Raw genomic sequence first — 23,264 nt, 5'->3', positions numbered from 1 at the left:
GAAGCCTGAGCAGCAGGAGATCGAGCGGTTGCGCCGTGAGGTCGCCAAATTGAAGGCCGAGCGGGATATTCTAAAAAGGGTCAGGTCGCCTATGAGGTCGATGGCACCCAGTACATCGCCGTGCAGTCCGGCTGGGGCGTCGACGCGCAGCGCATCCAGGATGCGCTCTCGAAAGGCAACATCGGTCTCGAAGACAACGTCCCGCAAGGCGGCGTCGTCTGGGTGTTCGCAGTCAGGAAGTAGCGCCGGTGATCTGAATGGCGGCGGCCTCGGCCGTCGCCATTCCAGGAAACGAAGACCGCAGCAGTGTTCCGGCCAAGACGTGCCGATCGCCTGGCCTGCATGGCGACAGAAGATCGCGCGTCAGCAGGCCGCGAACCAGCCGTCTGGAAACGGGATCAGCGGCCAGGCGCCCTGGTTGTCGTTGGCTGCCGTGGGGAAATGCAGGATCGAAAACAAGCGGGCCATGGAATCGGTCTCGGTCTCGGGCGCAATAGCCGTTCTCACTACGTCCATCAACAGCTCGTATTCGGCTTCGCTCATCTTGCCCTCGCGCAAACTGCGAGCCACGATGGCAAAATTCCATTTGGTTCAAATTGAGCGGATCGCTCAAATTCTAACGATCGGGCGCAAAGGACCTAATCGTTACCGGTGCCCGTCGTTCCAAAAGGTACCGCGGTCCGCGCTGTTCCGGTGTGAACAGGCTCACACCCCTCGAGACTTCTCGTCTCCCCTTGACCCGTCTCCCTGTGCGCCAGGTGATGCCGTACAGCGACGACGAGCCGGCCTGCAGCCGACCGTGAGCAAGAGATCGACATGGCCGCCGCGAGTCGCAGGCTGCTTCTCCGGCAAAGGTCGAAGAGGCGATCCGCTCCAAACGTCCGGCTCGACGCGTGCGACCGAATCGCTGGCGGTCAGACCGCGACGGCGAGAGGTTCGGTGTCCTGCGCCAGAATGTCACGCATCAGCTGCGACAGGTCTTTCGGCTTGAACGGCTTCGCCAAACGATGAAGGCCGACCACTCTGGCCGAGGGGCCGAGCAAATCAGCCGTCCCGCGTCCTGATTCCAGCACCACGCCCGACATCATCACGATCGGCATCGTGGGCCGAGCCGCGCGTGCAGCCCGGATCACGTCGTTGCCGTCCACGTCGGCCAGGTTGAGATCGATCAGAGCCGCGGCGAAGTCACCGCGGGTCACCGCATCCATCGCCAGCCGACCGTCGGTGACGGCAGTGACCGCGTAGCCCTCGCGAACCAGAAGGTGCTGGATGACACAGCAAACGCCGACTTCGTCATCAACGACCAGGATGTTCATCATGAGGCCTTCCTGACAGATGTGAGCGAGGAGCCACGTGCCGCGCCTCGGTCAGAAGTCGTTGACGCACCTCGATCGAACGATCGACCGCTTCGAGCAGATCGCGGATGTCGAACGGCTTCTGCAACGCTGCCGTCGCTCCGAGCTTGATTGCCATACCGAGGAAGTCCGGAGCGCCCTGTTTCTTGTCGGTGAATGCGTAGCCGGAGATCGCGATGAACGGCACCGTGGGATCGATCTTGATGAGCTCACGAATGGTTGCGATCCCATCCATACCCGGCATGAACATGTCGATCACGACGGCATCGAAGGACACGCTGCCGATCAATCGAATGCCCGTCGGACCGTCCGGCGCGAGAAACACGCAGAACCGCTTCTTCTTCAATGATGCTTCCAGCGCAGCGCGCGTAGCATAGTCATCGTCAATAATGAGGACAGTAGGCATGGGCCACCTCAGTATCAGCGGGACTGAAGGACTCTCACGCTACAAGGACAATGGGTTGAAGCTCGAAAATGACAAAGTGGTTAACACTGAATTAGTTGTTACGATTCTGCAACGAGGAGTTTTACGGAACTTCCCGGCCGCGGGCCGGCGTATGTTGTGCACCAAGCGACGAAGATGGAACCATGCTTTCCGGACCAATCGCTTTGGCAATTTGGAGAAGCTCAGCCCGGCTTGAGCAAGGCGATGGCGACCAGCCCGGCTGCGATCAGTGCGGCGCAGCAGAGCCGCCGCGGCGTCGCACGCTCCTTCAAGAACAGCACGCCGATCAGCGTCGCAAACAAGACGCTGCATTCGCGAAAGGCCACCACATTGGCGATCGGATTGCGGCTCAAGGCCCAAAGGAATACCACGAATGACGCCAGCCCCAGGGTTCCTGCGATCAGCACCGGAATCCAGGCGTCGCGGATCTCCCACACCAGCGCAGGCCCTCGCAGCATCATCGCGACGAGGAAGAACGCGACACTGTCGAGCACGATCATCCAGACCGTGAACGAAGCCCAGCCTTCGGTCTGCCGGGTGCCTGCCGCATCGACGACCGAATAACCCGCGACCAGTGCGGCGGCGCAGATCGCAGCCCAGAACGCACGGCGATCGACGGGACCGTGGATGCGGTCGCGCGCCAGGCCGGTGATGCCGAGGACGATGACGGCAATCCCGATCAACTGCCCGCTCCGTGGCGGTTGCTGTAGACCCAGCGAGGCAAACAGCGTTGCGAACAGCGGAACGGCGCCGCGCGCGATCGGGTAGGAGCGTCCAAGCTCGGCCGAGCGGTAGGCCGTTGCGAGGCTCGCTTTGTAGCCTGCGTGCAAGACGAGCGAAGCGACGATGAGCGGCCAGGTCGAGGGGGCCGGAACGGGAACGAGAAACATGAAGGGCAGGATCAGGATGCTGCTCACCAGCCCCATGCCAGCCAGGAGAGAGAGGCTGCTGCCGGTCTTGACGATGGCATGCCAAGTCGCGTGAAGCAGACCGGCCATCAGCATGAGGCTTGCGGCGACAGGATCCAACGTCTTGGGTCCGGATCAGCTCTCGGGCCGCCAGCTCGCGGCAGCGAAGTAGGGGACGGGGTCGTACTGGAGCGCCTGCCGCGAGATGATTCGGCTCGATGGCGACACCGCGAGCTGTTCCCATTCCGCGCGATCGACAAATCGCAGGCTCGCCATCTCCTCGCCGTCGGGCGCAAGCGCGCCGCCTTCGATGACGGCCTCGAACGCGATGACCGTATAGTAGGTCAGATCACCGTTGGGATAGCGGATGAGGAACTCCGGGCCGCCGAACACCCCGAGCAGACGTTTTGGCCGGACCACCAGTCCGGTCTCCTCGAAGCATTCGCGGGTGGCCGCGTCGGCTGGGTGCTCATTCGGATCGATGGCGCCGCCAGGCAACGTCCAGAGGCCCGTCTCCGCGTCGCGTCCGAGCAGAATGCGTCCTTGGTCGTCGAACACGGAGATGGAAACTGCCGTGGTCGCCAACAGATCATGGCCGATCTTGTTGCGGACGGCTCTCAGATGATCGGAAATCGGCATCGCTGGTCGCCACTTGCAAGAGATCCGCCCCGCTTGCCCGACGCCCCATGCGCCGTCAAGGCGGACAGCCACGCCGCCCAGCCAGATGACGGTCAGGAGGGCGCGCGTTCGCCGCGAATCGGCGGGTGCCCAGCGTCACAAGAAAGAGGGAATGTGAGGATAAAGAACCATTCGGCATGGCCAGAATGGCTCCCCGGGCTGGATTCGAACCAGCGACCATTCGATTAACAGTCGAATGCTCTACCGCTGAGCTACCGAGGAACAGGCGAAGCAATGTTCGCGAATGCGGCTGCGTATAACAAAGCCGTTTCGCCTTGCATAGAACGAAATCGCATCTTTGCGACGATTGCGGGTTCAGGAACAAAATACCGAAATTTCAGATGGTTATATTGATTTTGAACGCTTGCTGGGCAGCGGTCGCCCACAGTTCGATGACAGGAAATTCACTTGGAGGGGAGCAAACCGGCCCCGATAGTTTGCTGGAACCGGCCAGTGCCCGCGGTCATGGAGTGTCGTAGATGCCAAACACCGTCATCCCATTCGCTGAAGCAGTCTCCGCGCCCTCGTTGATTCCCGACCAGGTCGAGCGTCTCAGCGACGACGAATGCCTCACGCGGCTGGCCGACATGGTGACGCGCGGTGATTCCGAACATATTGACGAGATCGTTCAGTTGCTCGGACGACTCGCCGTGGTGATCGAGTAGCCGGCGACCGCCCTCGCAGACGCGGCTTCCCAGCGGATCCGTTCAAACCCGCATGTTGCCTTTTCGGGGACCTTGTACCAAAAGATTGCGCAGATCGTCCGCGGTCCATCCGCTTTGCTTGCAGGTCTGCTCATGTCTTCATTCGCGACGGCGCGCCAGAAAATGGTCGATGGTCAGGTTCGGACCAGCGACGTCACCGATCACCGCGTGCTGGATGCGTTGTTGACCGTGCCGCGGGAAGCCTACGTTCCCGCAGATCGGCAGGCGCTGGCCTATCTCGACTTGGATCTCGACGTCTCCGAATCCGCTTCTGCCAAGCGGTATCTGATCAAGCCGATGCTGACCGGAAAGCTGCTGCAGGCTGCCGAGATCAAGCCAACCGACAGCGTGCTCGTGGTTGGATGTGCGACGGGCTATCTCGCCGCGCTGGCCGCCCGACTTGCGGGCAGCGTGACGGCGACCGAGGTCGATTCTGCGGTCGAAGGGCGCGCCAAGCAGCTGCTTGCCGCCGTCGATGGCTGCCCGGTCACGATTCGGGTCGCGCCGGCCGCGCAGGGTGATCCGGCGGACGGCCGCTTCGACGTGATTCTCCTCAATGGGGCCACCGAGGTCACTGTCGACGGTCTTTGCCGTCAATTGAAGGAGGGCGGCCGCCTGGTCGGTGTCTTCGCCACCGTACGTCCCGCCCGCGCCATGATCTTTACGCGATCGCATGGTGATATCGGCAGCAGGGTCCTGTTCGATGCCGCGGCACCGGTCATTCCCGGTCTCGAACAGCTCCCGGAATTCGTGTTTTAAATCGCCCAACGAAGTTCTTCGCGGCTTCTCTGAACTGGCGGGCCATCCCGTGGCGAGCAGGGTTTGCTGCGTCGTTTTCGCGCCCTCTGGCGGGCGAAATTCTGTTTTAAATCAGAAGTGTGGCCCGGATGCTGCACGTTGACAGTTTTCAGCACAGGTTCCAGGCTTGGGTAGTTCCGTTGCGCATGCATGGGGAATAAGGTGCGAGGTGCGCGGGAGTCTCTTCAACAGGTTACGGCCCGGCTCTGGCGTTCGAGCCGGTAACAAATGAATGGAACAGGGATGTTTGGGGTGAAGCTCGTCACCGCAGCGGCGGCTGCGGTCCTCGTGATGGCTTGTGCAGGCCCGACGCCTGCGCTGGCCGACACGATCGAGGCTGCGCTGGTGCGTGCCTATCAGAACAACCCGCAACTGAACGCGTCGCGGGCCCAGGCTCGTGCGGTCGACGAAGGCGTCCCGCAGGCGCTCTCGGGATATCGGCCGAAGGTCAGTCTGAACGCGACGGCGGGCATTCAATATCAGGACGTCCAGACCGCACCCGCAACTCCAGCCGGCCACGGCGTGCAGAGGCCGCGGAGCGTCGGGCTGACGGTCAACCAGACGCTCTACAACGGTCAGCAGACGGCAAACGGCGTACGCAAGGCTGAAGCGAGCGTGTCGGCGCAGCGCGAGGCTCTCCGCATTCTTGAGCAGCAGGTGCTGCTAGCGGCGGCCACGATCTATATGGACTATCTGCGCGATGCGGCGATCGTCGAGGTCCAGCGCAGCAACACGCGGGTGCTGGAGCAGACGCTCAAGCAGACCCGCGATCGGTTCAACGTCGGCGAGGTCACCCGCACCGACGTCGCACAATCCGAGGCTCAGCTCGCCGCCGGCCGCACGCAGCAGCTCACAGCAGAGGCCCAACTAACGGCGACCCGCTCGAACTTCCGCCGCATCATCGGCAACGATCCCCAGAACTTGGCGCCGGGCTCTCCTGTCGACCGTTACTTGCCGCCGACCCTCCAGCAGTCGGTCGAAACGGCCCTGACGGAAAACCCGAGCGTGACCTCGGCGATGTATGGCATCGACGTCCAGTATCTTGAGACGAAAATCAAAGAAGGTGCGCTGCTGCCGACCGTAAACCTCCAGGCTCAAGCTCAGCAAAGCTACGAGTCGAGCCTGCAGTCCTATCGTGGATTCAACGCGTCGGCTGTCGCATCGCTGACCGTCCCAATCTACAACGGAGGGGCGGAATATTCGCTGATTCGTCAGTCCAAGGAGTCGCTGGCGCAGCAGCGTCTGGTCCTGGAGCAGACCCGCGATCAGGCTCGCTCCGACGTGGTATCTGCCTGGGGCAAGCTGCTCGCGGGCAAGGCACAGGTGCAGTCGGCACAGGCCCAGGTCTCAGCCTCCGAGATCGCCCTCAATGGTGTCCGCGAAGAGGCCAAGGCCGGGCAGCGCACCACCCTCGACGTGCTCAACGCTCAGCAGGCGCTGGTCAACGCGCGGAATTCGCTGGTGAACGCCCAGCATGACCGCGTGGTGGCATCCTATACGGTGCTTCAGACCGTGGGGCGGCTGTCACCGCAGGTGCTGAACCTGCCGACCACCACCTACGATCCCAGCGTGCACTACCAGCAGGTCCGGGATAACTGGGCGGGTGTACGGACGCCGGATGGTCATTAGTACATTCTTAATATCGACCCTGATCCCTCGGTCCTTGGCCGGGGGATTTTTTTGTGGCACATGCTGTGGTTGTGACGAATGGGCGACGCTTGACAGGCGACCTCCGTGCTCCACCGGGTTCGCGGCCGGCGTTGCTTGCATTCATTTGTTGCCATGACATAGCCTCAAAATGGCCGCCGAACGATTCGGACTGCGTCGGAAGTTCTTCCAAGAATAGACTCCGACATGGGCAGTATCGTTCTGTTGTTTTGCATCGATCAGGCCTTGTCCGGAGACAAGTTGGCATGTCCGTTGAGAAGTCCAAGCCACTTGGGGCCGGCGCCCGGGACTTTTGCGCTGAGCCGGTTCGTACGGCAGCGTTGCTGATTTGGAGTCGGAAATGACGCAGCCTGCGAAGGTCCAAGAACCCTCCATGGAGGAGATTCTGGCGTCGATCCGGCGTATCATTGCCGACGACGAGGGTAAGCCGCCGGCGGCAGACAAGGCCGCCGCGCCGGAGCCGGTCAAGGCCGAGAAGCCGGCGGCCCCGGCAGCGAAGTCGGCGATGAACGACATCCCACCTTCGAAGATCGCCGCTGCGGCTCCCGCCAAGCCCGCACCTCCACCTCCCGCACCGCCGCCAGCGCCTGCGGCCGCCGCGAGCAACAACCAGGACGACATTGACGCATTGCTGGCGGGTTTGGATGAAACGACTCCAGTCGCAGAGGTTCGGCCGGTAGCACCCGAGCCCGATCCCGAACCTGAAGTACTCGAGTTGACGGACGACATGGCAGTGGCCCCACCGACTCCCGCTCCAGCGCCAGCCCCCGCCGCGGCATCCTTCCGAAAGGTGGATCCGCGGGACGATATCGAGTTCATCGAGGCCGGGCGGCTCAATCAGAAGGCTGCCAGCTTCGAGTCCGCGTTCGAGCAAGTCACGCCGAAGCAGCCGATCCTGGCCCCATCGACGGTGAACGCCGTCGAATCGGCGTTCAACGCGCTGGCCAATACGGTGCTGAGCAACAACGCCCGGACGCTCGAGGACCTCGTCAAGGAGATGCTGCGTCCGATGCTGAAATCGTGGCTGGATGACAATCTTCCGGCCCTGGTGGAGCGCATCGTCAAGGCGGAGATCGAGCGCGTCTCGCGCGGCCGCTGACGCCAAGACGGCACGATCTCCCGTTCCGTTCTGGAGTGAGCCGCGGCGGGCGGTAGACGCTATCCGTCAATGTTCGCCGCTGCTGTTGACTTGGCGCGCCGCGGCGGCTTTCTAGCCCTGTCAAGCTGATCCCTGCCGGACGGATCGAGAGGGCTCTTCCGGGAGCGCGGTCCGCGGTCGGGCATCAGTCCGAAAACAGCCCAAGCACCAACAGCTTGCGCGAGCTTCTTCAGGTCGTGTCACAAAAGGCCCGGACGAGTTCCGCGACATCCCGAATTGGACAGCCGGCCCCGCGCCGCTGGAAATGCCATGATCGATAAGAATTATCAGCCCACCGATCTCGAAGGTCGCATGTCCCTGGTCTGGGAGGATGCCCGCGCGTTCTCCGCTGGTCGCCCCGATCGGCGCAATGCGGATCCCTTCACCATCGTGATCCCGCCGCCGAACGTGACCGGCTCGCTGCACATGGGGCACGCGCTCAACAACACGCTGCAGGACATCCTGTGCCGTTTCGAGCGCATGCGCGGCCGCGACGTGCTGTGGCAGCCGGGCACCGACCATGCGGGCATCGCGACCCAGATGGTGGTCGAGCGTCAGCTGATGGAGCGCCAGCAGCCCGGCCGCCGCGAGATGGGCCGCGAAAAGTTTCTCGCGCGCGTCTGGCAGTGGAAGGACGAGAGCGGCGGCACCATCATCAACCAGCTCAAGCGCCTCGGCGCCTCCTGCGACTGGGGCCGCGAGCGCTTCACCATGGACGAGGGCCTGTCCAAGGCCGTCGTGAAGGTGTTCGTCGAGTTGCACCGCGCCGGCCTGATCTACAAGGACAAACGGCTGGTCAACTGGGACCCGAAGCTCCTGACCGCGATCTCCGACCTCGAGGTGCAGCAGATCGAGGTCAAGGGCAATCTCTGGTACCTGCGCTATCCGATCGAGGGCACGACGTTCAGCCCCGAGGATCCCACGAGCTTCATCGTGGTCGCCACCACGCGTCCCGAGACCATGCTCGGCGACAGCGGGGTCGCGGTGCATCCGGACGATGAGCGCTATCAGCATCTCGTCGGCAAGCGCGTGATCCTGCCGCTGGTCGGCCGTGAGATCCCGATCGTCGCCGATACCTATTCCGATCCTGAGAAGGGCACCGGCGCAGTCAAGATCACGCCGGCGCACGACTTCAACGATTTCGAGGTCGGCCGCCGCCACGGCCTGCCGCAGATCAGCATTCTCGATCGCGAAGGCTGCATCGCGCTGGTCGACAACGAGGACTATCTGCGCGGCTTGCCTGAGGGCTCCGAGGAGTTTGCCAGGGAGTTCCACGGCATCGAGCGTTTTGCTGCGCGCAAGAAGATCCTGGAGCGGCTGGAGTCCTTCGGCTTCCTCGAGCGCGTCGAGCCGAACACGCACATGGTGCCGCATGGCGACCGCTCCGGTGTCGTCATCGAGCCGTACCTCACGGACCAGTGGTACGTCGACGCAAAGACCCTGGCGCAGCCGGCGATCGCAGCCGTCAGGTCGGGCGCGACGACGTTCGTGCCACGCAACTGGGAGAAGACCTATTTCGACTGGATGGAGAACATCCAGCCGTGGTGCATCTCGCGCCAGCTGTGGTGGGGCCACCAGATCCCGGCCTGGTACGGGCCCGACGGCAAGGTGTTCGTCGCCGAGACCGAGGAAGAGGCGGTGTCCAACGCACTCGGCTACTACGTCGAGCAGGAGGTCATCACGGCGGAGCAGGGCCGCGAGATGGCGCTCGACCGCAACAAGCGCGACGGCTTCATCACACGTGACGAGGACGTGCTCGACACCTGGTTCTCCTCGGCGCTGTGGCCGTTCTCGACGCTCGGCTGGCCCGACGCCACGCCGGAGGTGAAGCGCTACTACCCGACCAACGTGCTGGTCACTGGCTTCGACATCATCTTCTTCTGGGTCGCCCGCATGATGATGATGGGCATCCACTTCATGAAGGAGGTGCCGTTCTCGACCGTCTACATCCATGCGCTCGTCCGTGACGAGAAGGGCGCCAAGATGTCGAAGTCGAAAGGCAACGTCATCGATCCGCTCGCGCTGATCGACGAGCACGGCGCCGACGCGCTGCGCTTCACGCTGGCCGCGATGGCGGCGCAGGGCCGCGACATCAAGCTGTCGACCCAGCGCGTCGACGGCTACCGCAAGTTCGCCAACAAGCTCTGGAACGCCAGCCGCTTCGCCGAGATGAACGGCTGCACCGTGCCGGACGGCTTCGATCCGGCCGCTGCGAAGGAGACGCTGAACCGCTGGATCGCCCACGAGGCCGCCGCCGCGACGCGCGAGGTCACCGAGGCGCTGGAGGCGTATCGCTTCAACGACGCGGCCAATGCGATCTACCGCTTCGTCTGGGACGTCTATTGCGACTGGTATGTCGAGCTCTCCAAGCCGACGTTGCTCGGCGAGGACGGCCCGGCCAAAGCCGAGACCCGCGCCATGGTCGCCTGGGCGCGCGACGAGATCCTCAAGCTCCTGCATCCGTTCATGCCCTTCATCACCGAGGCTCTTTGGGAGTCGACCGCCAAGCGCGACAGTCTGCTGACCCTGTCACCCTGGCCACACCGCACCGACAGGCCGACGGTCGCCGAGATCGCCGCGCTGTCGGCCGCCAGCTTCGGCGATCCCCTGGTGCCGCCGCTGCTGGTCTCGTTCGACGCCGCCAGCTTCAAGGACGAGGCCGCCGAGGCCGAGATCGGCTGGGTGGTCGATCTCGTCACGTCCATCCGCTCGGTCCGCGCCGAGATGAACATCCCGCCGGCGACTCTGATGACGCTCGCGCTCGTCGCTGCCTCCGCCGAGACGAGGGAGCGCGCGCCGCGCTGGAGCGAGGTGATCAAGCGCCTTGCGCGTCTCTCCGACATCTCCTTCGCCGATACGGCGCCCGAAGGCTCCGCCCAGCTCGTCGTGCGCGGCGAGGTCGCGGCGCTGCCGCTCAAGGGCGTGGTCGATCTCGCCGCCGAGCGCACCCGCCTGGGCAAGGAGATCGCCAAGGCCGAGGCCGACATCGAGCGCGTCGACAAGAAGCTCGGTAACGAGAAGTTCGTCGCCAACGCGCCCGAGGAACTCGTCGAGGAGGAGAAGGAGAAGCGCGAGGCGGCACTGGCCCGCAAGGCCAAGCTCCAAGACGCGTTGTCGCGGCTTCAGGGCGCGTGATGTAGTTCTCTCTCCTTCGCCATTCCGGGGCGATGCGAAGCATCGAACCCGGAATCTCGAGATTCCGGGTCTGGTGCTTCGGACCATCCCGGAATGACTGCCATGGGCTTAGCGCGCGAACGGCTTGCTCAAAAACCGCGAGCCCTTCAGTCCGAACCGCCAGGGCAGATCGACGGCCTTGGTGATGCCGATGCGCACGCCGGTGACGACCTCGACATCTCCCGGTCGGGCGAACAGCTCGATCGGTAGAGCATCCAGCGCCAGGCCATTATGCGCGATCGTGATCCCCATCGCCTCGGTCAGCTTGCCCGGCCCCGAGCACAGTGTCCTGACATCCTCCAGCCCGCGCCGCTGCCGCATCTCGTCGATCCCGAACGTCGGCTCGATCGCGCGGATCAGGACCGCGCTCGCCGAGCCCTCCACCTCGCAGACAAAGTTCATGCACCAGTGAATGCCGTAGGAGCGGTAGACATAGGCGAAACCGGGCGGGCCGAACATCACCTGGTTGCGCGGCGTCGGGCCCCGGAACGAATGCGCCGCCGGGTCGGTGTGATGATAGGCCTCGACCTCGACGATGGTTCCGCCGACGCCGTCGACCAGAAAGGTCGCCCCGATCAGCTCCGGCGCCACCGCGAGCACCTCGCGGGCGAAGAACGCCCGCGTCAGCCGTTTGGCCGCGCCATGCCGCCGGGGCCGTGAAACCCCGGGGGCTTTTGCCGGTTTTTGCGCCATTCTTGAGGAAATCCGCCGTGATGAGCGCTGTTCCGCGCTGCCCATATCTGCCATGCCCTGGTATCGTCGGCCAGCCGGTTGCGGCGCGCCGCGGCACGGAATAGCTAGGGCGCAACAGAGGTTTGTGCGAATCCCATGGTCACCATCGTCGACATCAACGCGAACACGCCGCTGCGCCCCCGCCACCCCGAAAAGGCGAACCGGCCGGACTCGATCTCGCCGGCCAAGCCTGCCTGGATCCGGGTCAAGGCGCCGACCACCCGCGGCTATGCCGACACCCGCAACATCGTGCGCGAGAACGGCCTCGTCACCGTCTGCGAGGAGGCCGGCTGCCCGAACATCGGCGAGTGCTGGGACAAGAAGCACGCCACCTTCATGATCATGGGCGACACCTGCACGCGGGCCTGCGCCTTCTGCAACGTCAAGACCGGTCTGCCTCAGGCGCTCGACGCCGGCGAGCCCGAGCATGTGGCGGAGGCGACCTTCAAGCTCGGCCTGGCCCACGTCGTCGTCACCTCGGTCGACCGCGACGATCTCGCCGACGGCGGAGCCGGCCATATCGCCGCGACCATCCGTGCCATCCGCGCGAAATGTCCGACCACCACGATCGAGGTGCTGACGCCCGACTTCCTGCGCAAGGACGGCGCGCTGGAGCAGGTCGTCGCCGCCAAGCCCGACGTCTTCAACCACAATCTCGAGACCGTGCCGTCGCGCTACCTCTCGGTCCGTCCCGGCGCGCGCTACTTTCACTCGATCCGGCTGCTGCAGCGGGTCAAGGAGATCGATCCGACCATCTTCACCAAGTCCGGCATCATGGTCGGCCTGGGCGAGGAGCGCCACGAGGTGCTGCAGGTGATGGACGACCTGCGCTCGGCGGAGGTCGATTTCCTCACCATCGGCCAGTATCTGCAGCCGACCAGGAAGCACCACGCCGTGATGCGCTTCGTCACGCCGGAGGAATTCTCCGGCTACGAGACCGTCGCCTATACCAAGGGCTTCCTGATGGTGTCGGCGAGCCCGCTCACGCGCTCCTCGCACCATGCCGGCGAGGACTTCGCCAAGCTGAAGGCCGCGCGCGCCGCCATCGCGCGCTGATCGAGACCAGATGCCGAGATTTTCCAACAAGCGCCGCGTCGCGCATACGGCCGAGCAGATGTTCGACCTCGTCGCCGATGTCGAGCGCTATCCCGAATTCGTGCCGCTGTGCGAGAAGCTGGTGGTGCGCCAGCGTAGCCAGAAGCCCGATGGCACCGAGGTCGTCGTCGCCGACATGACGGTGTCGTTCAAGCTGGTGAAGGAGACCTTCACCAGCCGGGTTACGCTGGATCGGGCCAAGCGCAACATCCTGGTCGAATATGTCAGCGGGCCGTTCTCCAGCCTGGAGAACCGCTGGAGCTTTGAGCCGCGCGAGCAGGGCGCCTGCGAGGTGACGTTCTTCATCGCCTACGAGTTCAAGAGCCGCATGCTGGCGATGCTGATGGGCTCGATGTTCGACACCATCTTCGCGCGCATGTCGGCGGCGTTCGAAAAGCGCGCCGATGCGATCTACGGCCGCAAGCCGGCGGTGTCGTCGACGTAAGTCCTTGCCAATCCCTGCCGATGGTAGACCACGGCCGGCGCCCCAACCTCAGCTGTCATCCCCGCGGACGCGGGGATCCATGGCCACAGGATGCGGTGTGGCGGCACCCGCGAAGTTCCGGTCTCGTCTCACCATAGCCGCCGCGGAGTATGGGTCCCGGGTCGGCGCCTCCGCGACGCTCTGGCTTGCCCGGGACGACAGCGTGAGGACGCTCCTCGTCATCTCACCCCGCGCGTTCCGAGTGCGAAGCCCGAGCGCTTTCCTTCCTATCCACGTCTTCAAACAGCTGCTCCGCGACATCGTCGCGGAGTCGTTCTGATCGCGGACACGTCGCGCCGGCGATCGAAACTACGCCGCCTGCACGGCGCTCAAAAAGTCCTTCACCTTGCCGCGCAGCTCGTCCGCGTGCTTGGCGAGCTGGCCGGCCGCGCCCAGCATCTGCCGCGCGGCGCCGCCAGCTGATTCCACGGTCTGGCTGACCGAGCCGATGTTGGTGGCGACCTCGCGGGTGCCGCTGGCGGCCTGGCTGACCGAGCGGGCGATCTCCTGCGTCGCGTGGCCCTGCTGGTCGACCGCGGTCGCAATGGTCTTGGCGATCTCGCTGATCTGGCCGATGGTGCCGCCGATGCCCTGGATCGCGGCCACCGTGTCGCTGGTGGCGCGCTGCATCGCGCTGATGTGGGCTGATATCTCGTCAGTCGCCTTTGCGGTCTGGCTCGACAGGCTCTTCACCTCCGAGGCGACCACGGCGAAGCCGCGGCCGGCATCGCCGGCGCGCGCCGCCTCGATGGTCGCGTTCAGCGCCAGCAGGTTGGTCTGGCTCGCGATCGCATTGATCATGTCGGTGACCGCGCCGATCTTGGCGGCGGCGTCCGCGAGGCTGTTGACGAGATCGTTGGTGCGCGAGGACGCCTCGACCGCTTCGGCTGCGATGGTTGAGGAGGTCGCGACCTGGCGGTTGATCTCGCTGACCGAGGTCGAGAGCTCCTCGGTGGCGCCGGCCACCGACTGCACGTTGGACGATGCGGAGTTCGAGGCGGAGGCGACCAGCGCCACGCGCTGCGCGGCCTGGTCCGCCGTGGTCGTCAGCGACGCGGCCGTCGTCTCGACTTCGCGCGAGGCGCCAGAGATCGCATTGGCGATGGCGCCGACGCTGGTCTCGAAATCCTTGGCGATCTGGTCCAGCGCGCGCTTCTTCTCCTCGCGTGCGGCGACGAGGTCGGAAAGATCGCGGCGGAAGCTCATGACGTAGGTCTGGCCCTCGACCTGGGTCGGCACCAGCGTGATCTGCACCAGGGCCGGGCTGCCGTCGGCGCGCTTGGTGGTCCACTCGAACGTCGCGTGGCCCTCGCGCCTGGCCTTGGCATCCATCTCCTTCACCACGTCGGCGGAGCGCTTGCCACTGGGCTGAAACTCCGGCGCCATGGTCGCCGGCGAACGCGACAGCAAGTCCTGCTTGCTGCGGAAGCCGCCGAAGCGAACCGCGGTCTCGTTGCAGGCGATGATCTTGCCGTCGGACATCACCAGGATGGCGTCGCGATGGCGTTCGAACAGCTCCGTCATCAGGAGGTTATGCGTGCGATCAGCCGACTTGCCGGAGAAGAAAGCCATGGGGTCCCGAATCCACTGTCAGAGAAGAATGCGCGAGACGTAGCAGGACAAAATTAACCAAAACCTTTAGGCCGTGGAGGGGCGAGCGATAATGGTCGGCGATCGCGGTCCGGACGGTGAGGGACGGCATCCAGCGGGCACGCAGCCGCATCCTCCGCGGCGCAATCACGCCCGGGCTGTGCATCTCGATCGACCCTCTGAAATCACGAGGGCGCAGGGAATGCCGGGTGCTGGCCGCAACCCATGGCCCGCCTGCAACAAAAAGCAGGCGGCAGTCACCACAGGTCCAGCCGACATCCGGCATTCCCTGCGCGATGGTCTTCACGTTTATACGCAGTCTCCCCGGGGACCGGGCTGTCTTGCCCCCGTGACCGGCGGATCATCATCTCCACCGGCGTGACACCAGCATCGGGGTGCCAGGACGCTGCGACTTCACGTCCGCCAAGAGCCGTTCGTCCGCACGTCATCAGACGTGCTGCGGCCCATCGGCGGCCATCGCCTCCCCACCTCGCGTGTCGTGACGATCGCGATACGCCCCTCGTGTCGAGGCGGGATGACGGGAGGGAAGCATGAATTCTGGAAAATAGAAACGAGAATATTTTCGTCGGCAGGACTGGACAGTGAGTCGGACATTGAACGGATTGAGGAAATCAGTGTCTTGGCGCACGCCCTCGCGATGCGCTTCGATCGCAGCAAGGCACCGGAGGCGGGCTCTCCGCTATTCCGCACGCCAGCTGATTCGCCCGACGGGTCGGCTAGGATGATGCTCGACGTGGTGCCCAATGATTGGAACAATGCCGATAATCCCCAATGACGAACCATCGGCCTGACCCTGCGTCAGCCAGAGAAGAAAGCAAGCAATGTCACTCTCCCATCTCTACGACGAAGCGCTCGTCTATGCGACAAGGCTGCACCGGACCCAATTGAGAAAGGGCAGCAACGTGCCCTACATCGCGCATCTGCTGAGCGTCTCCAGCCGCGTGCTGTCGGCGGGCGGCAGCGAGGTGCAGGCTATCGCGGGACTGTTGCATGACGCCGCCGAGGACCAGGGCGGGCAGGCCACGCTGGATGAGATCCGCCGGCGTTTTGGCGATAGCGTCGCCGTGATCGTTGCGGACTGCACGGATTCCTGGGTCGATCCGAGGCCGGCCTGGCGCCCGCGGAAGGAAGCCTATCTCGCCCGGCTGCCGCTCAAGCCGGCGTCATCGCTGCTGGTCTCGCTCGCTGACAAGGTTGACAACGCGGAAGCGATCGCGAGCGACCTTGATGAGGTGGGCGACGTCGTGTGGCAACGCTTCACCGGTGGAAGGGATGGGACGATCTGGTATTACCGCACGCTGAGCCGGATTTTCGATGAGGCTCTGCCTGGACCGTTGGCGCGGCAACTTGCGCGGACCGTTGGTGCTTTTCCGTCCTGACCAGATCGGGCAATGCGCTTGCCCGCCTCGCACCGGATTCGATGATGACAACCTCAGGGCGATCCGCTATAGAGCCGGCCATGATCACCGTCGCCTCCCATCGTTTTGGTCGCATCACGCACCGTAGCTCGCTGGCGGCGGGAGGATCGCGCTCAATCTGACGAATTGCAGCATTTGATCCGAACAGCCGCCAGAACCTGGCGGTTTTTTTGTTGCCGGCAGGTTCTTCATTTGAAGGGGGAGCCCGCCATGCCGAGCACGACCGACGATCCGAGGGTCAGCGCCATCGAGGAGCGAACTCCGCTCCATCATGTGCTGCGTTTCCAGGAACTCGACGAGCGGCGCCGTGGTCCCTCGGCGAGCCATCCCATCTCGCCCAAGCCCGGCGCCGAGATCTACTACTTGGCGCGACCGGCGCCTGATCAAAGCTGCGCCGAGCTGCAGCCAGTGTCATTGCTGCGGCTCTGGTGGAAGCGCTGGCGCGAGCGCGGTCGCTTCGCCCGGGAGTTGCCGTGGATCGCCGACGAGGTGCTGCAGGACTACGGCCTGACACGCGACGAGGCGCGGCGGCTGTGCCGGCGCCCGTTCTGGCGCGCATGAGAGCGACGCGGCGGAACGCAGGTTCTGCCACGGATCCTACTTGCCCAGCTTCTCGGAGAAGAACCTGACGACCTGGGCGTCAAACTCTCGGTGAAACGCCGCGCGGTCGAAATCCGCAGGCGTATCAGCACAGATGCGCGGGACGGCGGCCGCGAGCTCCGCGGAGCACGGCGCGAGGAAAGCAAAATGCGCGGCGGGCACGGTGTGGACCTCGGGCGTGCCGGGAAGGCTCGCGGTTACGCGGGCGGTCCCTTCCGGATCGACCCCGTTGCCGCCGAGCTCCGAGCGCCAGACCTGGAGGGGAATCTTGATGCTCGCGAGATTTGCTCGCGTGAATCCGACCGTGTGGGCGGCGTCGGCCAGCACGGCCGCCTTGATCCTCTCGTCGTGCGGCCAGCTTCTGGGAAACTCGCCATTGCGGACCTGCTCGCAGAACGGGTTCTGTTGCGTGCAGTAGTGCGCCACCCTTTGAAAGTCCGGGTCGACGCCGGCGAGAACGGTTCCGGTGTAGCCACCGCGCGAAAAGCCGAAGAAGCCGATACGGTCCGGATCAATCGCGGCTCTGCTTGTCCAATCGTTCAACATGAAATCGATCAGATGCATCATGTCCTGCGGCCGTGAGAGCCAGACCGACAGGCTGTCGCGCTGCGCCAGGTCGCCGACACTGTCGCCGGGATGGTTGATCGCCGCGACGATGAATCCCGCGTCCGCCAGCGCTTCCGCAACATCGTGGTTTCCACCGATCCAGCCGCCGCGCCCGTGGGACATCACGACCAATGGCAGCTTCGTGCCCTTGATTGGACAATTCTTTACCCCGGGCAGTGTCTCCAGCCCTGGGATCGCGAGGCTTCCAACCGGCACGCTACCGGCGTCTGCGGCGCAGGGCGTCCAGATGATGCCGTGAAATCCATGATCGACCTCCAAGAGCTGCAAGCCAGCGGCGTGGGCGGAGGAGGTCAGGAGGAGGAGCGGCAGCGCGAGAGTGGCGAAGGTCCGATGAAGCAAGACGGTCTCCTCACGTTGAACTACGAAATGGCGTGTACCCGCGAAAGTTGTGCCAACTGGACCGCCCGTTCCGCCCAATGACCGGCCGTCGAACCGGAGTGGACAATCCATCGGCAGATCACCTCGGGTGCCATAGGGTCTGTCGTGCCGACCATCTTTGCGTTCACCACCAGCTCGTGCCTCCGATGACAAGATGATTTGATCAAGCCGTCGAGGTTCTGCGGTAACTCCCAAACGTTAGCTTCAGTCCCGGCCAGTGCGGGCGCGCCGTGCCCACCATTCCGAATGCGCGGCTGACATGGCGGCAGTCCGGGCGCCTTACGGGCGGCTCTTTGCCTAGGTGTCCTCAGCCTATTGCGTGAACACTTCCCGGCGGAGGCTCGTCAGTATATATTGCCTGCATGACAACATTGCTTGACAGGGCTTTTGACGTCGCACGCCAGCTTCCGGCCGAAGAGCAGGATGAGCTGGCGCGGGTACTGTTACGGTTGACCGGATACGACGAAGCTTGCGTTGAGCTGACTCCTGCCGACCTTGCTTCGCTGGAAGAATCGCTGCGCCAAGCAGATCAAGGGCGGTTCGCGACCGAAGACGAAATCAAGGCCATATGGGCTAAGCACGGTCTCTGAAGCTTCGCTTCACGACTCGCGCAGCGAACGAGCTTGAGAGCGTACTCGATTATGTCGCGTCGCATTCGCCAGGCGGCGCAAGGCGCGTTCACATGCGGATCAAGTCCGTCTTTGACATGTTGGTTTATTATCCTAAGGCAGGTGCTCAATCGACCCATCCGCGCCTGCGCAGATTGACTATCAATCCTTATCCTTACCTCATCTACTACGAAGTTGCTGCCGACGAGGTGGTCATTCACAGTGTGCGTCACACGGCGCGCAATCCGGATGAGTTCGGTTAGGGGCGGAATGAAGATTGAACATCTGGTCATTGCGAGGCGCTGTCGCGCCGGAGCAATCCAATGTCTTGAAGCGCGAAAGCCTTGGATCGCGTCGCTGCGCTCGGGATGACGATGGGGCGAGAGCTGCGCTCATGACGAGCAACTAAGTTCGCGGCCGGCGTGGCCGCTTCACCGGATGCAGCCGCGGCGTGCGGGCGACGCGCGGACGGAGCCGGGTGGCGGCGGCGCGCTTGGGCTTGGCGGGGACCTGCGGCCGGGCCAGCTCCATCAGCAGGCGCAGGGCCTCGATGACGGAGCGGGTGCGGACGGTGCTGCGGCCGATGGCGCCGAAGCGGTGTTCGCGGTGGGTGATGCGGCCGTCGCGGGCGGCGACGGCGAAATGGACGAGGCCGACCGGCTTGCCGGGGGTGGCGCCGCCGGGGCCGGCGATGCCGGTGATGGCGACTGCGAGGTCGACGTCGGCGCGTTCCAGGGCGCCGACCGCCATCTGGATCGCGGTCTCCTTGGAGACGGCGCCGAAGGTCTGCAGCGTCGAAGCTTCGACGCCGAGCATCGCGCGCTTGGCCTCGTTGGAGTAGGTGACGAAGCCGCGGTCGATGACATCAGAGGAGCCGGGGATGTCGGTCAGCGCCGCTGCGACCAGGCCGCCGGTGCAGGACTCGGCGGTCGCGATCATCAGCTTGCGCGACCGGCACAGGTCGAGCAGCGAGCGGGCCAGCGCGCTGGTAGAGCCGATTTGACGTTCGCTGGCCATGGCTGCGTTGTCCTCATCCGACCGTCAGATCGAAAGCTCCACGAGCGGTGACAGGGTGGTGCGCCTCTAGGCGCTCCACGGCAGACGGATCGTCGCGCTCGCCGTCGCTGCGATGCCTTCCTCGCGGCCGGTGAAGCCGAGCCGCTCGCTGGTGGTGGCCTTCACCGCGACGCGCGAGATGTCGACGCCGGTGATCTCGGCGATGCGGGCGCGCATCTGGTCGCGCAGGGGGCCGATCTTCGGGCGTTCGCAGATCATCGTGACCTCGAGATTGGCGACGCGGCCGCCACGCGCGGTCACGCGCTCGATGGCGTATTTCAGGAACTGGTCGGAGGAGGCGCCTTTCCACTTCATGTCGGAGGGCGGGAAGTGCGAGCCGATGTCGCCATCGGCCAGGGCGCCCAAAATTGCATCAACCAGAGCGTGCAGACCGACGTCGCCGTCGGAGTGGGCAAGGAACCCCTTGCTATGCGGCACACGCAGGCCGCACAGCCAGACATGGTCGCCTTCGCCGAAGGCGTGGACGTCGTAGCCGGTGCCAGTCCGGATGTCGCCGAGCTGCGCGGCAAGGCGCGCTTCCTCGCGCACGAAATCTTCCGGTGTGGTGAGCTTCATGTTGGCAACATCGCCCTCAAAGGTCGCGACGGTCAATCCCGCCCATTCGGCGATCGCCGCATCATCTGTGAACTCGGTGAGGCCGTCGCGCGCGGCGCGGCGGTGTGCCTCCAGGATCGTGTCGAACTTGAAGGTCTGCGGCGTCTGGGCGATGCGCAGCTTCGCGCGCTCCGGTGTCGCGGTGATGTCGCCGCCCGTGCCGACTTCCTTGATGGTGTCGGTGACCGGCACCACGGGAATCGCCGCACCGGTCTTGCCGGCCGCTCGAATCGCGCGCGAGATCACGGCGGGCGTGACGAACGGACGCGCGGCATCGTGGATCAGCACGATGTCGGGCTTGTGCGGCGCCAGCGCTTCCAGGCCTGCGAGCACCGAGGCCTGGCGCGTCGCACCGCCATGCGCTGGGACCTCGTGGCGCAGGCCGAAGACGGCTGCGTTGAAGATGTCGATGTCGTCGGGGTTCACCACCGGCTGGACCACCGCCACCTCGGGGTGATCGGCGAAGGCGGCGAGCGCGCGATGGATGACCGTGCGGCCGCCGATCATGCGGTATTGCTTCGGACCGCCGGCGCCGGCCCGCAGGCCACGTCCGGCCGCGACGAGAATGGCTGCAGTCCGCTGAGAAGTCGTCATGGGAACAGGGTATCGATGCAAAGGGAGATGATGGGTTCGCGGCTTCTTACATCTGCAGAACATGTTAAGCGAGCAGGATCACACGTTGTCTGAGCGGCAACTGCGATCGCGATGCACGTGCCGGGAGGCGCCGTGGCCTCGAGCGGGCCGATCGCCCGCCGCCTGTGGGCATCCTCGCTGAGCCATGCAAAAATCCGGCGGCTCACGGGTTTACCATGACTGCCGAACAAGCATATTTTGCTGCACTGCACTTGAAATGCTGATTGTCTTGGCTAAAGTGTAGGCATGACGCTTGACTGCCCAAGATTTGTGCTTGAGAGTACAGCGCAGACGCGATGATGCGTCCGAAGAGCTTTAAGAGTCGTTCGTGACCGGTCCGGCCAATACACACGCCAAAGCCTTGAAGATAGGCGACGTTTCACTCGCCAACCGGGCCATTCTCGCGCCGATGTCGGGCATCACCGACGCGCCGTTCCGCCGACTCGCGGCCGAGCTCGGCGCCGGGCTGGTGGTGTCCGAGATGACCGCGAGCGACGATCTCGTGCGCGGGCGGTGGATATCCCGGTTGCGCTGCGAGGCGAGCGGCGTCGGGCCGCATGTGGTGCAGCTCGCCGGCTGCGAGGCGCATTGGATGGCCGAGGGCGCGAGGGTCGCCGAGGAGGGCGGCGCTGATATCATCGACATCAACATGGGCTGCCCGGCGCGGCACGTGACCGGCGGCCAGTCCGGCTCGGCCCTGATGCGTGATCTCGATCATGCGCTGACCCTGATCGAGGCGACGGTCGAGGCCGTCGACGTGCCCGTAACGCTGAAGATGCGGCTCGGCTGGGACCAGGGCAGCCTCAATGCACCGGAGCTGGCGCGCCGCGCCGAAGCCGCGGGCGTGCAGCTGATCACCGTGCACGGCCGCACGCGGCAGCAGTTCTACAAGGGCGAGGCCGACTGGGGCGCGGTGCGCGCGGTGAAGGATGCCGTCGATCTGCCGGTCGTCGTCAACGGCGACATCACCACCTACGAAGACGCGCGCGAGGCGCTCGATACGTCCGGCGCCGATGCCGTGATGATCGGGCGCGGCGCGCAAGGACAGCCGTGGCTGCCCGGCCAGATCGGCCGCCGGCTCGACGGCGGTGCGGAAGAGGGCGCGCCCGAACTGGCGCAGCAGCTCAGTCTTCTCACCGCGCTCTATGACGAGATCTGCCGTCACTATGGCGCGCGTGTCGGCCTGCGCCACGCCCGCAAGCATCTCAGCTGGGGGCTCGACGTCGCCGCCCAGCACGCCCAGGCGCCGGCCGAAAAACTGAAGGCGTGGCGCGACCGTATCCTGACGTCCGAGCAGCCGTCCTTGGTGCATCGGGCGCTGCGTGAGGCTTTCGACGATTTTGCCTGGAGTGCAGCCGCATGAGCTCAGCCGCAGAACAGCGCAAGCGACTTCCGTCGGATGGCGACGCCATCCTCAACGCTTTGCCGAATCCGGTCCTCGTCATCGGCCCGGATGGCATGATCATGGACGCCAACATGGCGGCGGAATCCTTCTTCGATTCCTCGACGCAGTTTTTGCAGCGGCAGTCGCTGAAGAAGCTGGTGCCGTTCGGCAGCCCCTTGCTGGCGCTGATCGACCAGGTCCGCACCACCAGCGCGCCGGTCAACGAGTACAAGGTCGATCTGGGCACGCCGCGCACCGGCGCCGATCGGCTCGTCGACCTGCACGTCGCGCCGCTGCCGGAGCGCCCCGGCCATATCGTGGTGATGCTGCAGGAGCGCACCATCGCCGACAAGATGGACCGCCAGCTCACGCATCGCAGCGCTGCGCGCTCGGTGATCGCGCTGGCCGCGATGCTGGCGCACGAGATCAAGAACCCGCTGTCGGGCATCCGCGGCGCCGCGCAGCTTTTGGAGCAGCAGGCCTCCTCCGAGGACCGCATGCTGACCCGGCTGATCTGCGACGAGGCCGACCGCATCGTCACTTTGGTCGACCGCATGGAGGTGTTCGGCGACGACCGCCCGGTGGCGCGCGGGCCCGTGAACATCCATTCCGTGCTCGATCACGTGAAGCGGCTGGCGCAGTCGGGCTTTGCCCGCAACATCCGCTTCGTCGAGGATTACGATCCGTCGCTGCCGCCGGTGCTCGCCAACCAGGATCAACTGATCCAGGTGTTCCTGAACCTGGTCAAGAATGCCGCGGAAGCGGTCGTCGATCTCGGCTCGGATGCCGAGATCCAGCTCACCACGGCCTTCCGCCCGGGCGTGCGGCTGTCGGTGCCCGGCAAGAAATCACGGGTGTCGCTGCCGCTGGAGTTCTGCGTCAGGGACAACGGCCCCGGCGTGCCGGAAGACCTGATGCCCAATCTGTTCGATCCGTTCGTGACCACCAAGCCGACCGGAAGCGGCCTCGGACTTGCATTGGTCGCGAAGATCGTCGGCGACCATGGCGGGATCATCGAGTGCGAGTCGCAGCCGCGCAAGACGACCTTCCGGGTGCTGATGCCGATGTACAGCGCAGCCAGACAACCAGACCACGGCCATCGCGATGACGTTTCGGGGACGCCGTTGCATGCCTCACAGGGATCAAATTGAGGAC

At 64.7% G+C, this 23,264-nt stretch carries 26 protein-coding genes and 1 tRNA gene; 14 read left to right on the top strand and 13 right to left on the bottom strand.

Annotated features, from left to right (window positions below; translation table 11 throughout):
* The 7 genes from QX135_RS04260 to QX135_RS04230 all read right to left on the bottom strand — a co-directional run.
* A partial coding sequence (locus tag QX135_RS04260; protein ID WP_316233961.1) for a hypothetical protein occupies nucleotides 1–207 on the bottom strand: 207 nt, incomplete at its 3' end.
* A 156-nt stretch (nucleotides 208–363) separates the two neighbouring features.
* Nucleotides 364–543, bottom strand: a complete 180-nt coding sequence (locus QX135_RS04255) for a hypothetical protein (RefSeq protein ID WP_315711867.1) — start codon at nucleotides 541–543, stop codon at nucleotides 364–366.
* A gap of 371 nt (nucleotides 544–914) precedes the next feature.
* Nucleotides 915–1,319 (bottom strand): response regulator, encoded by a 405-nt coding sequence (locus tag QX135_RS04250; RefSeq protein ID WP_316178170.1) that lies wholly within the window; start codon nucleotides 1,317–1,319, stop codon nucleotides 915–917.
* On the bottom strand, nucleotides 1,297–1,761 hold the full coding sequence (locus QX135_RS04245) for a response regulator (RefSeq protein ID WP_315797443.1): 465 nt from the start codon (nucleotides 1,759–1,761) through the stop codon (nucleotides 1,297–1,299). The genes QX135_RS04250 and QX135_RS04245 overlap by 23 nt, the downstream gene beginning before the upstream one ends.
* A 221-nt stretch (nucleotides 1,762–1,982) precedes the next feature.
* Nucleotides 1,983–2,828, bottom strand: coding sequence for an EamA family transporter (locus QX135_RS04240; protein WP_316178173.1), 846 nt, complete (start codon nucleotides 2,826–2,828; stop codon nucleotides 1,983–1,985).
* 15 nt (nucleotides 2,829–2,843) lie between these two features.
* Nucleotides 2,844–3,347 (bottom strand): NUDIX domain-containing protein, encoded by a 504-nt coding sequence (locus QX135_RS04235; protein WP_316178175.1) that lies wholly within the window; start codon nucleotides 3,345–3,347, stop codon nucleotides 2,844–2,846.
* Nucleotides 3,348–3,533: 186 nt separating this feature from the next.
* A tRNA-Asn gene (locus QX135_RS04230) sits at nucleotides 3,534–3,608 on the bottom strand.
* 257 nt (nucleotides 3,609–3,865) lie between these two features.
* On the opposite strand from QX135_RS04230, the gene QX135_RS04225 reads away from it, so the two are divergent.
* The 5 genes from QX135_RS04225 to QX135_RS04205 all read left to right on the top strand — a co-directional run bounded on the left by QX135_RS04225 (nucleotide 3,866) and on the right by QX135_RS04205 (nucleotide 10,829).
* Complete coding sequence (locus QX135_RS04225) at nucleotides 3,866–4,051, top strand: hypothetical protein (protein ID WP_315774806.1); 186 nt, start codon at nucleotides 3,866–3,868, stop codon at nucleotides 4,049–4,051.
* A gap of 132 nt (nucleotides 4,052–4,183) precedes the next feature.
* Complete coding sequence (locus tag QX135_RS04220; protein WP_315774805.1) at nucleotides 4,184–4,849, top strand: protein-L-isoaspartate O-methyltransferase family protein; 666 nt, start codon at nucleotides 4,184–4,186, stop codon at nucleotides 4,847–4,849.
* A 282-nt stretch (nucleotides 4,850–5,131) separates the two neighbouring features.
* Entirely contained in the window at nucleotides 5,132–6,517 is a 1,386-nt protein-coding gene (locus QX135_RS04215; protein WP_315774804.1) for a TolC family outer membrane protein, read from the top strand.
* Nucleotides 6,518–6,896: 379 nt separating this feature from the next.
* Entirely contained in the window at nucleotides 6,897–7,655 is a 759-nt protein-coding gene (locus QX135_RS04210; protein ID WP_315757518.1) for a DUF2497 domain-containing protein, read from the top strand.
* A 309-nt stretch (nucleotides 7,656–7,964) separates the two neighbouring features.
* Nucleotides 7,965–10,829 carry a valine--tRNA ligase gene (locus QX135_RS04205; RefSeq protein ID WP_316178178.1) on the top strand — a complete coding sequence of 955 codons (2,865 nt, stop codon included), beginning with the start codon at nucleotides 7,965–7,967 and terminating at the stop codon, nucleotides 10,827–10,829.
* Nucleotides 10,830–10,937: 108 nt separating this feature from the next.
* Here the strand turns inward: QX135_RS04205 and QX135_RS04200 are convergent, their stop codons facing one another.
* Nucleotides 10,938–11,561 carry a DNA-3-methyladenine glycosylase gene (locus QX135_RS04200; RefSeq protein WP_316233960.1) on the bottom strand — a complete coding sequence of 208 codons (624 nt, stop codon included), beginning with the start codon at nucleotides 11,559–11,561 and terminating at the stop codon, nucleotides 10,938–10,940.
* A gap of 135 nt (nucleotides 11,562–11,696) precedes the next feature.
* On the opposite strand from QX135_RS04200, the gene lipA reads away from it, so the two are divergent.
* Nucleotides 11,697–12,656 (top strand): lipoyl synthase, encoded by a 960-nt coding sequence (gene lipA / locus QX135_RS04195; RefSeq protein WP_316233959.1) that lies wholly within the window; start codon nucleotides 11,697–11,699, stop codon nucleotides 12,654–12,656.
* A gap of 10 nt (nucleotides 12,657–12,666) precedes the next feature.
* Nucleotides 12,667–13,140, top strand: coding sequence for a type II toxin-antitoxin system RatA family toxin (locus tag QX135_RS04190; RefSeq protein WP_315738024.1), 474 nt, complete (start codon nucleotides 12,667–12,669; stop codon nucleotides 13,138–13,140).
* A gap of 348 nt (nucleotides 13,141–13,488) precedes the next feature.
* Here QX135_RS04190 and QX135_RS04185 read toward each other — a convergent pair whose 3' ends face one another.
* A complete protein-coding gene (locus tag QX135_RS04185) occupies nucleotides 13,489–14,751 on the bottom strand; it encodes a methyl-accepting chemotaxis protein (protein WP_315738023.1) in 1,263 nt (420 codons plus the stop codon).
* Nucleotides 14,723–15,076 (bottom strand): hypothetical protein, encoded by a 354-nt coding sequence (locus QX135_RS04180; protein WP_315738022.1) that lies wholly within the window; start codon nucleotides 15,074–15,076, stop codon nucleotides 14,723–14,725. Before QX135_RS04180 ends, QX135_RS04185 begins: the two co-directional genes overlap by 29 nt.
* 228 nt (nucleotides 15,077–15,304) lie before the next feature.
* On the opposite strand from QX135_RS04180, the gene QX135_RS04175 reads away from it, so the two are divergent.
* The 3 genes from QX135_RS04175 to QX135_RS04165 all read left to right on the top strand — a co-directional run bounded on the left by QX135_RS04175 (nucleotide 15,305) and on the right by QX135_RS04165 (nucleotide 16,769).
* On the top strand, nucleotides 15,305–15,565 hold the full coding sequence (locus QX135_RS04175) for a hypothetical protein (RefSeq protein ID WP_315779985.1): 261 nt from the start codon (nucleotides 15,305–15,307) through the stop codon (nucleotides 15,563–15,565).
* 46 nt (nucleotides 15,566–15,611) lie between these two features.
* Nucleotides 15,612–16,169: an HD domain-containing protein gene (locus tag QX135_RS04170; protein WP_316233958.1), complete on the top strand. Its 558-nt coding sequence runs from the start codon at nucleotides 15,612–15,614 to the stop codon at nucleotides 16,167–16,169.
* A 249-nt stretch (nucleotides 16,170–16,418) separates the two neighbouring features.
* Entirely contained in the window at nucleotides 16,419–16,769 is a 351-nt protein-coding gene (locus QX135_RS04165; protein WP_315779981.1) for a DUF1127 domain-containing protein, read from the top strand.
* Between the two features lie 36 nt (nucleotides 16,770–16,805).
* On the opposite strand, the gene QX135_RS04160 is transcribed toward QX135_RS04165, so the two are convergent.
* On the bottom strand, nucleotides 16,806–17,774 hold the full coding sequence (locus QX135_RS04160; RefSeq protein WP_316233957.1) for an alpha/beta hydrolase family protein: 969 nt from the start codon (nucleotides 17,772–17,774) through the stop codon (nucleotides 16,806–16,808).
* Between the two features lie 401 nt (nucleotides 17,775–18,175).
* Between QX135_RS04160 and QX135_RS04155 the strand changes: the two genes are divergently transcribed.
* Together QX135_RS04155 and QX135_RS04150 are read left to right on the top strand one after the other, a co-directional pair.
* Nucleotides 18,176–18,403 carry a hypothetical protein gene (locus QX135_RS04155; protein WP_315770741.1) on the top strand — a complete coding sequence of 76 codons (228 nt, stop codon included), beginning with the start codon at nucleotides 18,176–18,178 and terminating at the stop codon, nucleotides 18,401–18,403.
* Complete coding sequence (locus tag QX135_RS04150) at nucleotides 18,400–18,684, top strand: type II toxin-antitoxin system RelE/ParE family toxin (RefSeq protein ID WP_316233963.1); 285 nt, start codon at nucleotides 18,400–18,402, stop codon at nucleotides 18,682–18,684. The genes QX135_RS04155 and QX135_RS04150 overlap by 4 nt, the downstream gene beginning before the upstream one ends.
* Nucleotides 18,685–18,826: 142 nt before the next feature.
* Here the strand turns inward: QX135_RS04150 and QX135_RS04145 are convergent, their stop codons facing one another.
* Both QX135_RS04145 and QX135_RS04140 read right to left on the bottom strand, forming a co-directional pair.
* Nucleotides 18,827–19,438 (bottom strand): CinA family protein, encoded by a 612-nt coding sequence (locus QX135_RS04145; protein WP_316233956.1) that lies wholly within the window; start codon nucleotides 19,436–19,438, stop codon nucleotides 18,827–18,829.
* Between the two features lie 66 nt (nucleotides 19,439–19,504).
* A complete protein-coding gene (locus tag QX135_RS04140; protein WP_316233955.1) occupies nucleotides 19,505–20,686 on the bottom strand; it encodes a bifunctional 2-C-methyl-D-erythritol 4-phosphate cytidylyltransferase/2-C-methyl-D-erythritol 2,4-cyclodiphosphate synthase in 1,182 nt (393 codons plus the stop codon).
* A 448-nt stretch (nucleotides 20,687–21,134) separates the two neighbouring features.
* Between QX135_RS04140 and dusB the strand changes: the two genes are divergently transcribed.
* Together dusB and QX135_RS04130 are read left to right on the top strand one after the other, a co-directional pair.
* Nucleotides 21,135–22,088 carry a tRNA dihydrouridine synthase DusB gene (gene dusB, locus QX135_RS04135; protein WP_316233962.1) on the top strand — a complete coding sequence of 318 codons (954 nt, stop codon included), beginning with the start codon at nucleotides 21,135–21,137 and terminating at the stop codon, nucleotides 22,086–22,088.
* Nucleotides 22,085–23,260, top strand: coding sequence for a nitrogen regulation protein NR(II) (locus QX135_RS04130; protein ID WP_315770733.1), 1,176 nt, complete (start codon nucleotides 22,085–22,087; stop codon nucleotides 23,258–23,260). The genes dusB and QX135_RS04130 overlap by 4 nt, the downstream gene beginning before the upstream one ends.
* The last annotated feature ends 4 nt before the right edge of the window (nucleotides 23,261–23,264 follow it).

This window comes from Bradyrhizobium sp. SZCCHNR1098 (genome assembly GCF_032489375.1).
Classification (GTDB): Bacteria; Pseudomonadota; Alphaproteobacteria; order Rhizobiales; family Xanthobacteraceae; genus Bradyrhizobium.
The sequence above is the reverse complement of the archived record's forward strand: the minus strand, read 5'-3'. Positions and strand labels throughout refer to the sequence as shown.

Bases quoted from the DNA above. Each gene is read 5' to 3' on its own strand.
- QX135_RS04255 (WP_315711867.1), bottom strand. From the start codon at position 543: ATGAGCGAAGCCGAATACGAGCTGTTGATGGACGTAGTGAGAACGGCT.
- QX135_RS04250 (WP_316178170.1), bottom strand. From the start codon at position 1,319: ATGATGAACATCCTGGTCGTTGATGACGAAGTCGGCGTTTGCTGTGTC.
- QX135_RS04245 (WP_315797443.1), bottom strand. From the start codon at position 1,761: ATGCCTACTGTCCTCATTATTGACGATGACTATGCTACGCGCGCTGCG.
- QX135_RS04235 (WP_316178175.1), bottom strand. From the start codon at position 3,347: ATGCCGATTTCCGATCATCTGAGAGCCGTCCGCAACAAGATCGGCCAT.
- QX135_RS04225 (WP_315774806.1), top strand. From the start codon at position 3,866: ATGCCAAACACCGTCATCCCATTCGCTGAAGCAGTCTCCGCGCCCTCG.
- QX135_RS04220 (WP_315774805.1), top strand. From the start codon at position 4,184: ATGTCTTCATTCGCGACGGCGCGCCAGAAAATGGTCGATGGTCAGGTT.
- QX135_RS04215 (WP_315774804.1), top strand. From the start codon at position 5,132: ATGTTTGGGGTGAAGCTCGTCACCGCAGCGGCGGCTGCGGTCCTCGTG.
- QX135_RS04210 (WP_315757518.1), top strand. From the start codon at position 6,897: ATGACGCAGCCTGCGAAGGTCCAAGAACCCTCCATGGAGGAGATTCTG.
- QX135_RS04205 (WP_316178178.1), top strand. From the start codon at position 7,965: ATGATCGATAAGAATTATCAGCCCACCGATCTCGAAGGTCGCATGTCC.
- QX135_RS04200 (WP_316233960.1), bottom strand. From the start codon at position 11,561: ATGGCGCAAAAACCGGCAAAAGCCCCCGGGGTTTCACGGCCCCGGCGG.
- lipA (WP_316233959.1), top strand. From the start codon at position 11,697: ATGGTCACCATCGTCGACATCAACGCGAACACGCCGCTGCGCCCCCGC.
- QX135_RS04190 (WP_315738024.1), top strand. From the start codon at position 12,667: ATGCCGAGATTTTCCAACAAGCGCCGCGTCGCGCATACGGCCGAGCAG.
- QX135_RS04185 (WP_315738023.1), bottom strand. From the start codon at position 14,751: ATGGCTTTCTTCTCCGGCAAGTCGGCTGATCGCACGCATAACCTCCTG.
- QX135_RS04175 (WP_315779985.1), top strand. From the start codon at position 15,305: ATGACGGGAGGGAAGCATGAATTCTGGAAAATAGAAACGAGAATATTT.
- QX135_RS04170 (WP_316233958.1), top strand. From the start codon at position 15,612: ATGTCACTCTCCCATCTCTACGACGAAGCGCTCGTCTATGCGACAAGG.
- QX135_RS04165 (WP_315779981.1), top strand. From the start codon at position 16,419: ATGCCGAGCACGACCGACGATCCGAGGGTCAGCGCCATCGAGGAGCGA.
- QX135_RS04155 (WP_315770741.1), top strand. From the start codon at position 18,176: ATGACAACATTGCTTGACAGGGCTTTTGACGTCGCACGCCAGCTTCCG.
- QX135_RS04145 (WP_316233956.1), bottom strand. From the start codon at position 19,438: ATGGCCAGCGAACGTCAAATCGGCTCTACCAGCGCGCTGGCCCGCTCG.
- QX135_RS04140 (WP_316233955.1), bottom strand. From the start codon at position 20,686: ATGACGACTTCTCAGCGGACTGCAGCCATTCTCGTCGCGGCCGGACGT.
- dusB (WP_316233962.1), top strand. From the start codon at position 21,135: ATGTCGGGCATCACCGACGCGCCGTTCCGCCGACTCGCGGCCGAGCTC.
- QX135_RS04130 (WP_315770733.1), top strand. From the start codon at position 22,085: ATGAGCTCAGCCGCAGAACAGCGCAAGCGACTTCCGTCGGATGGCGAC.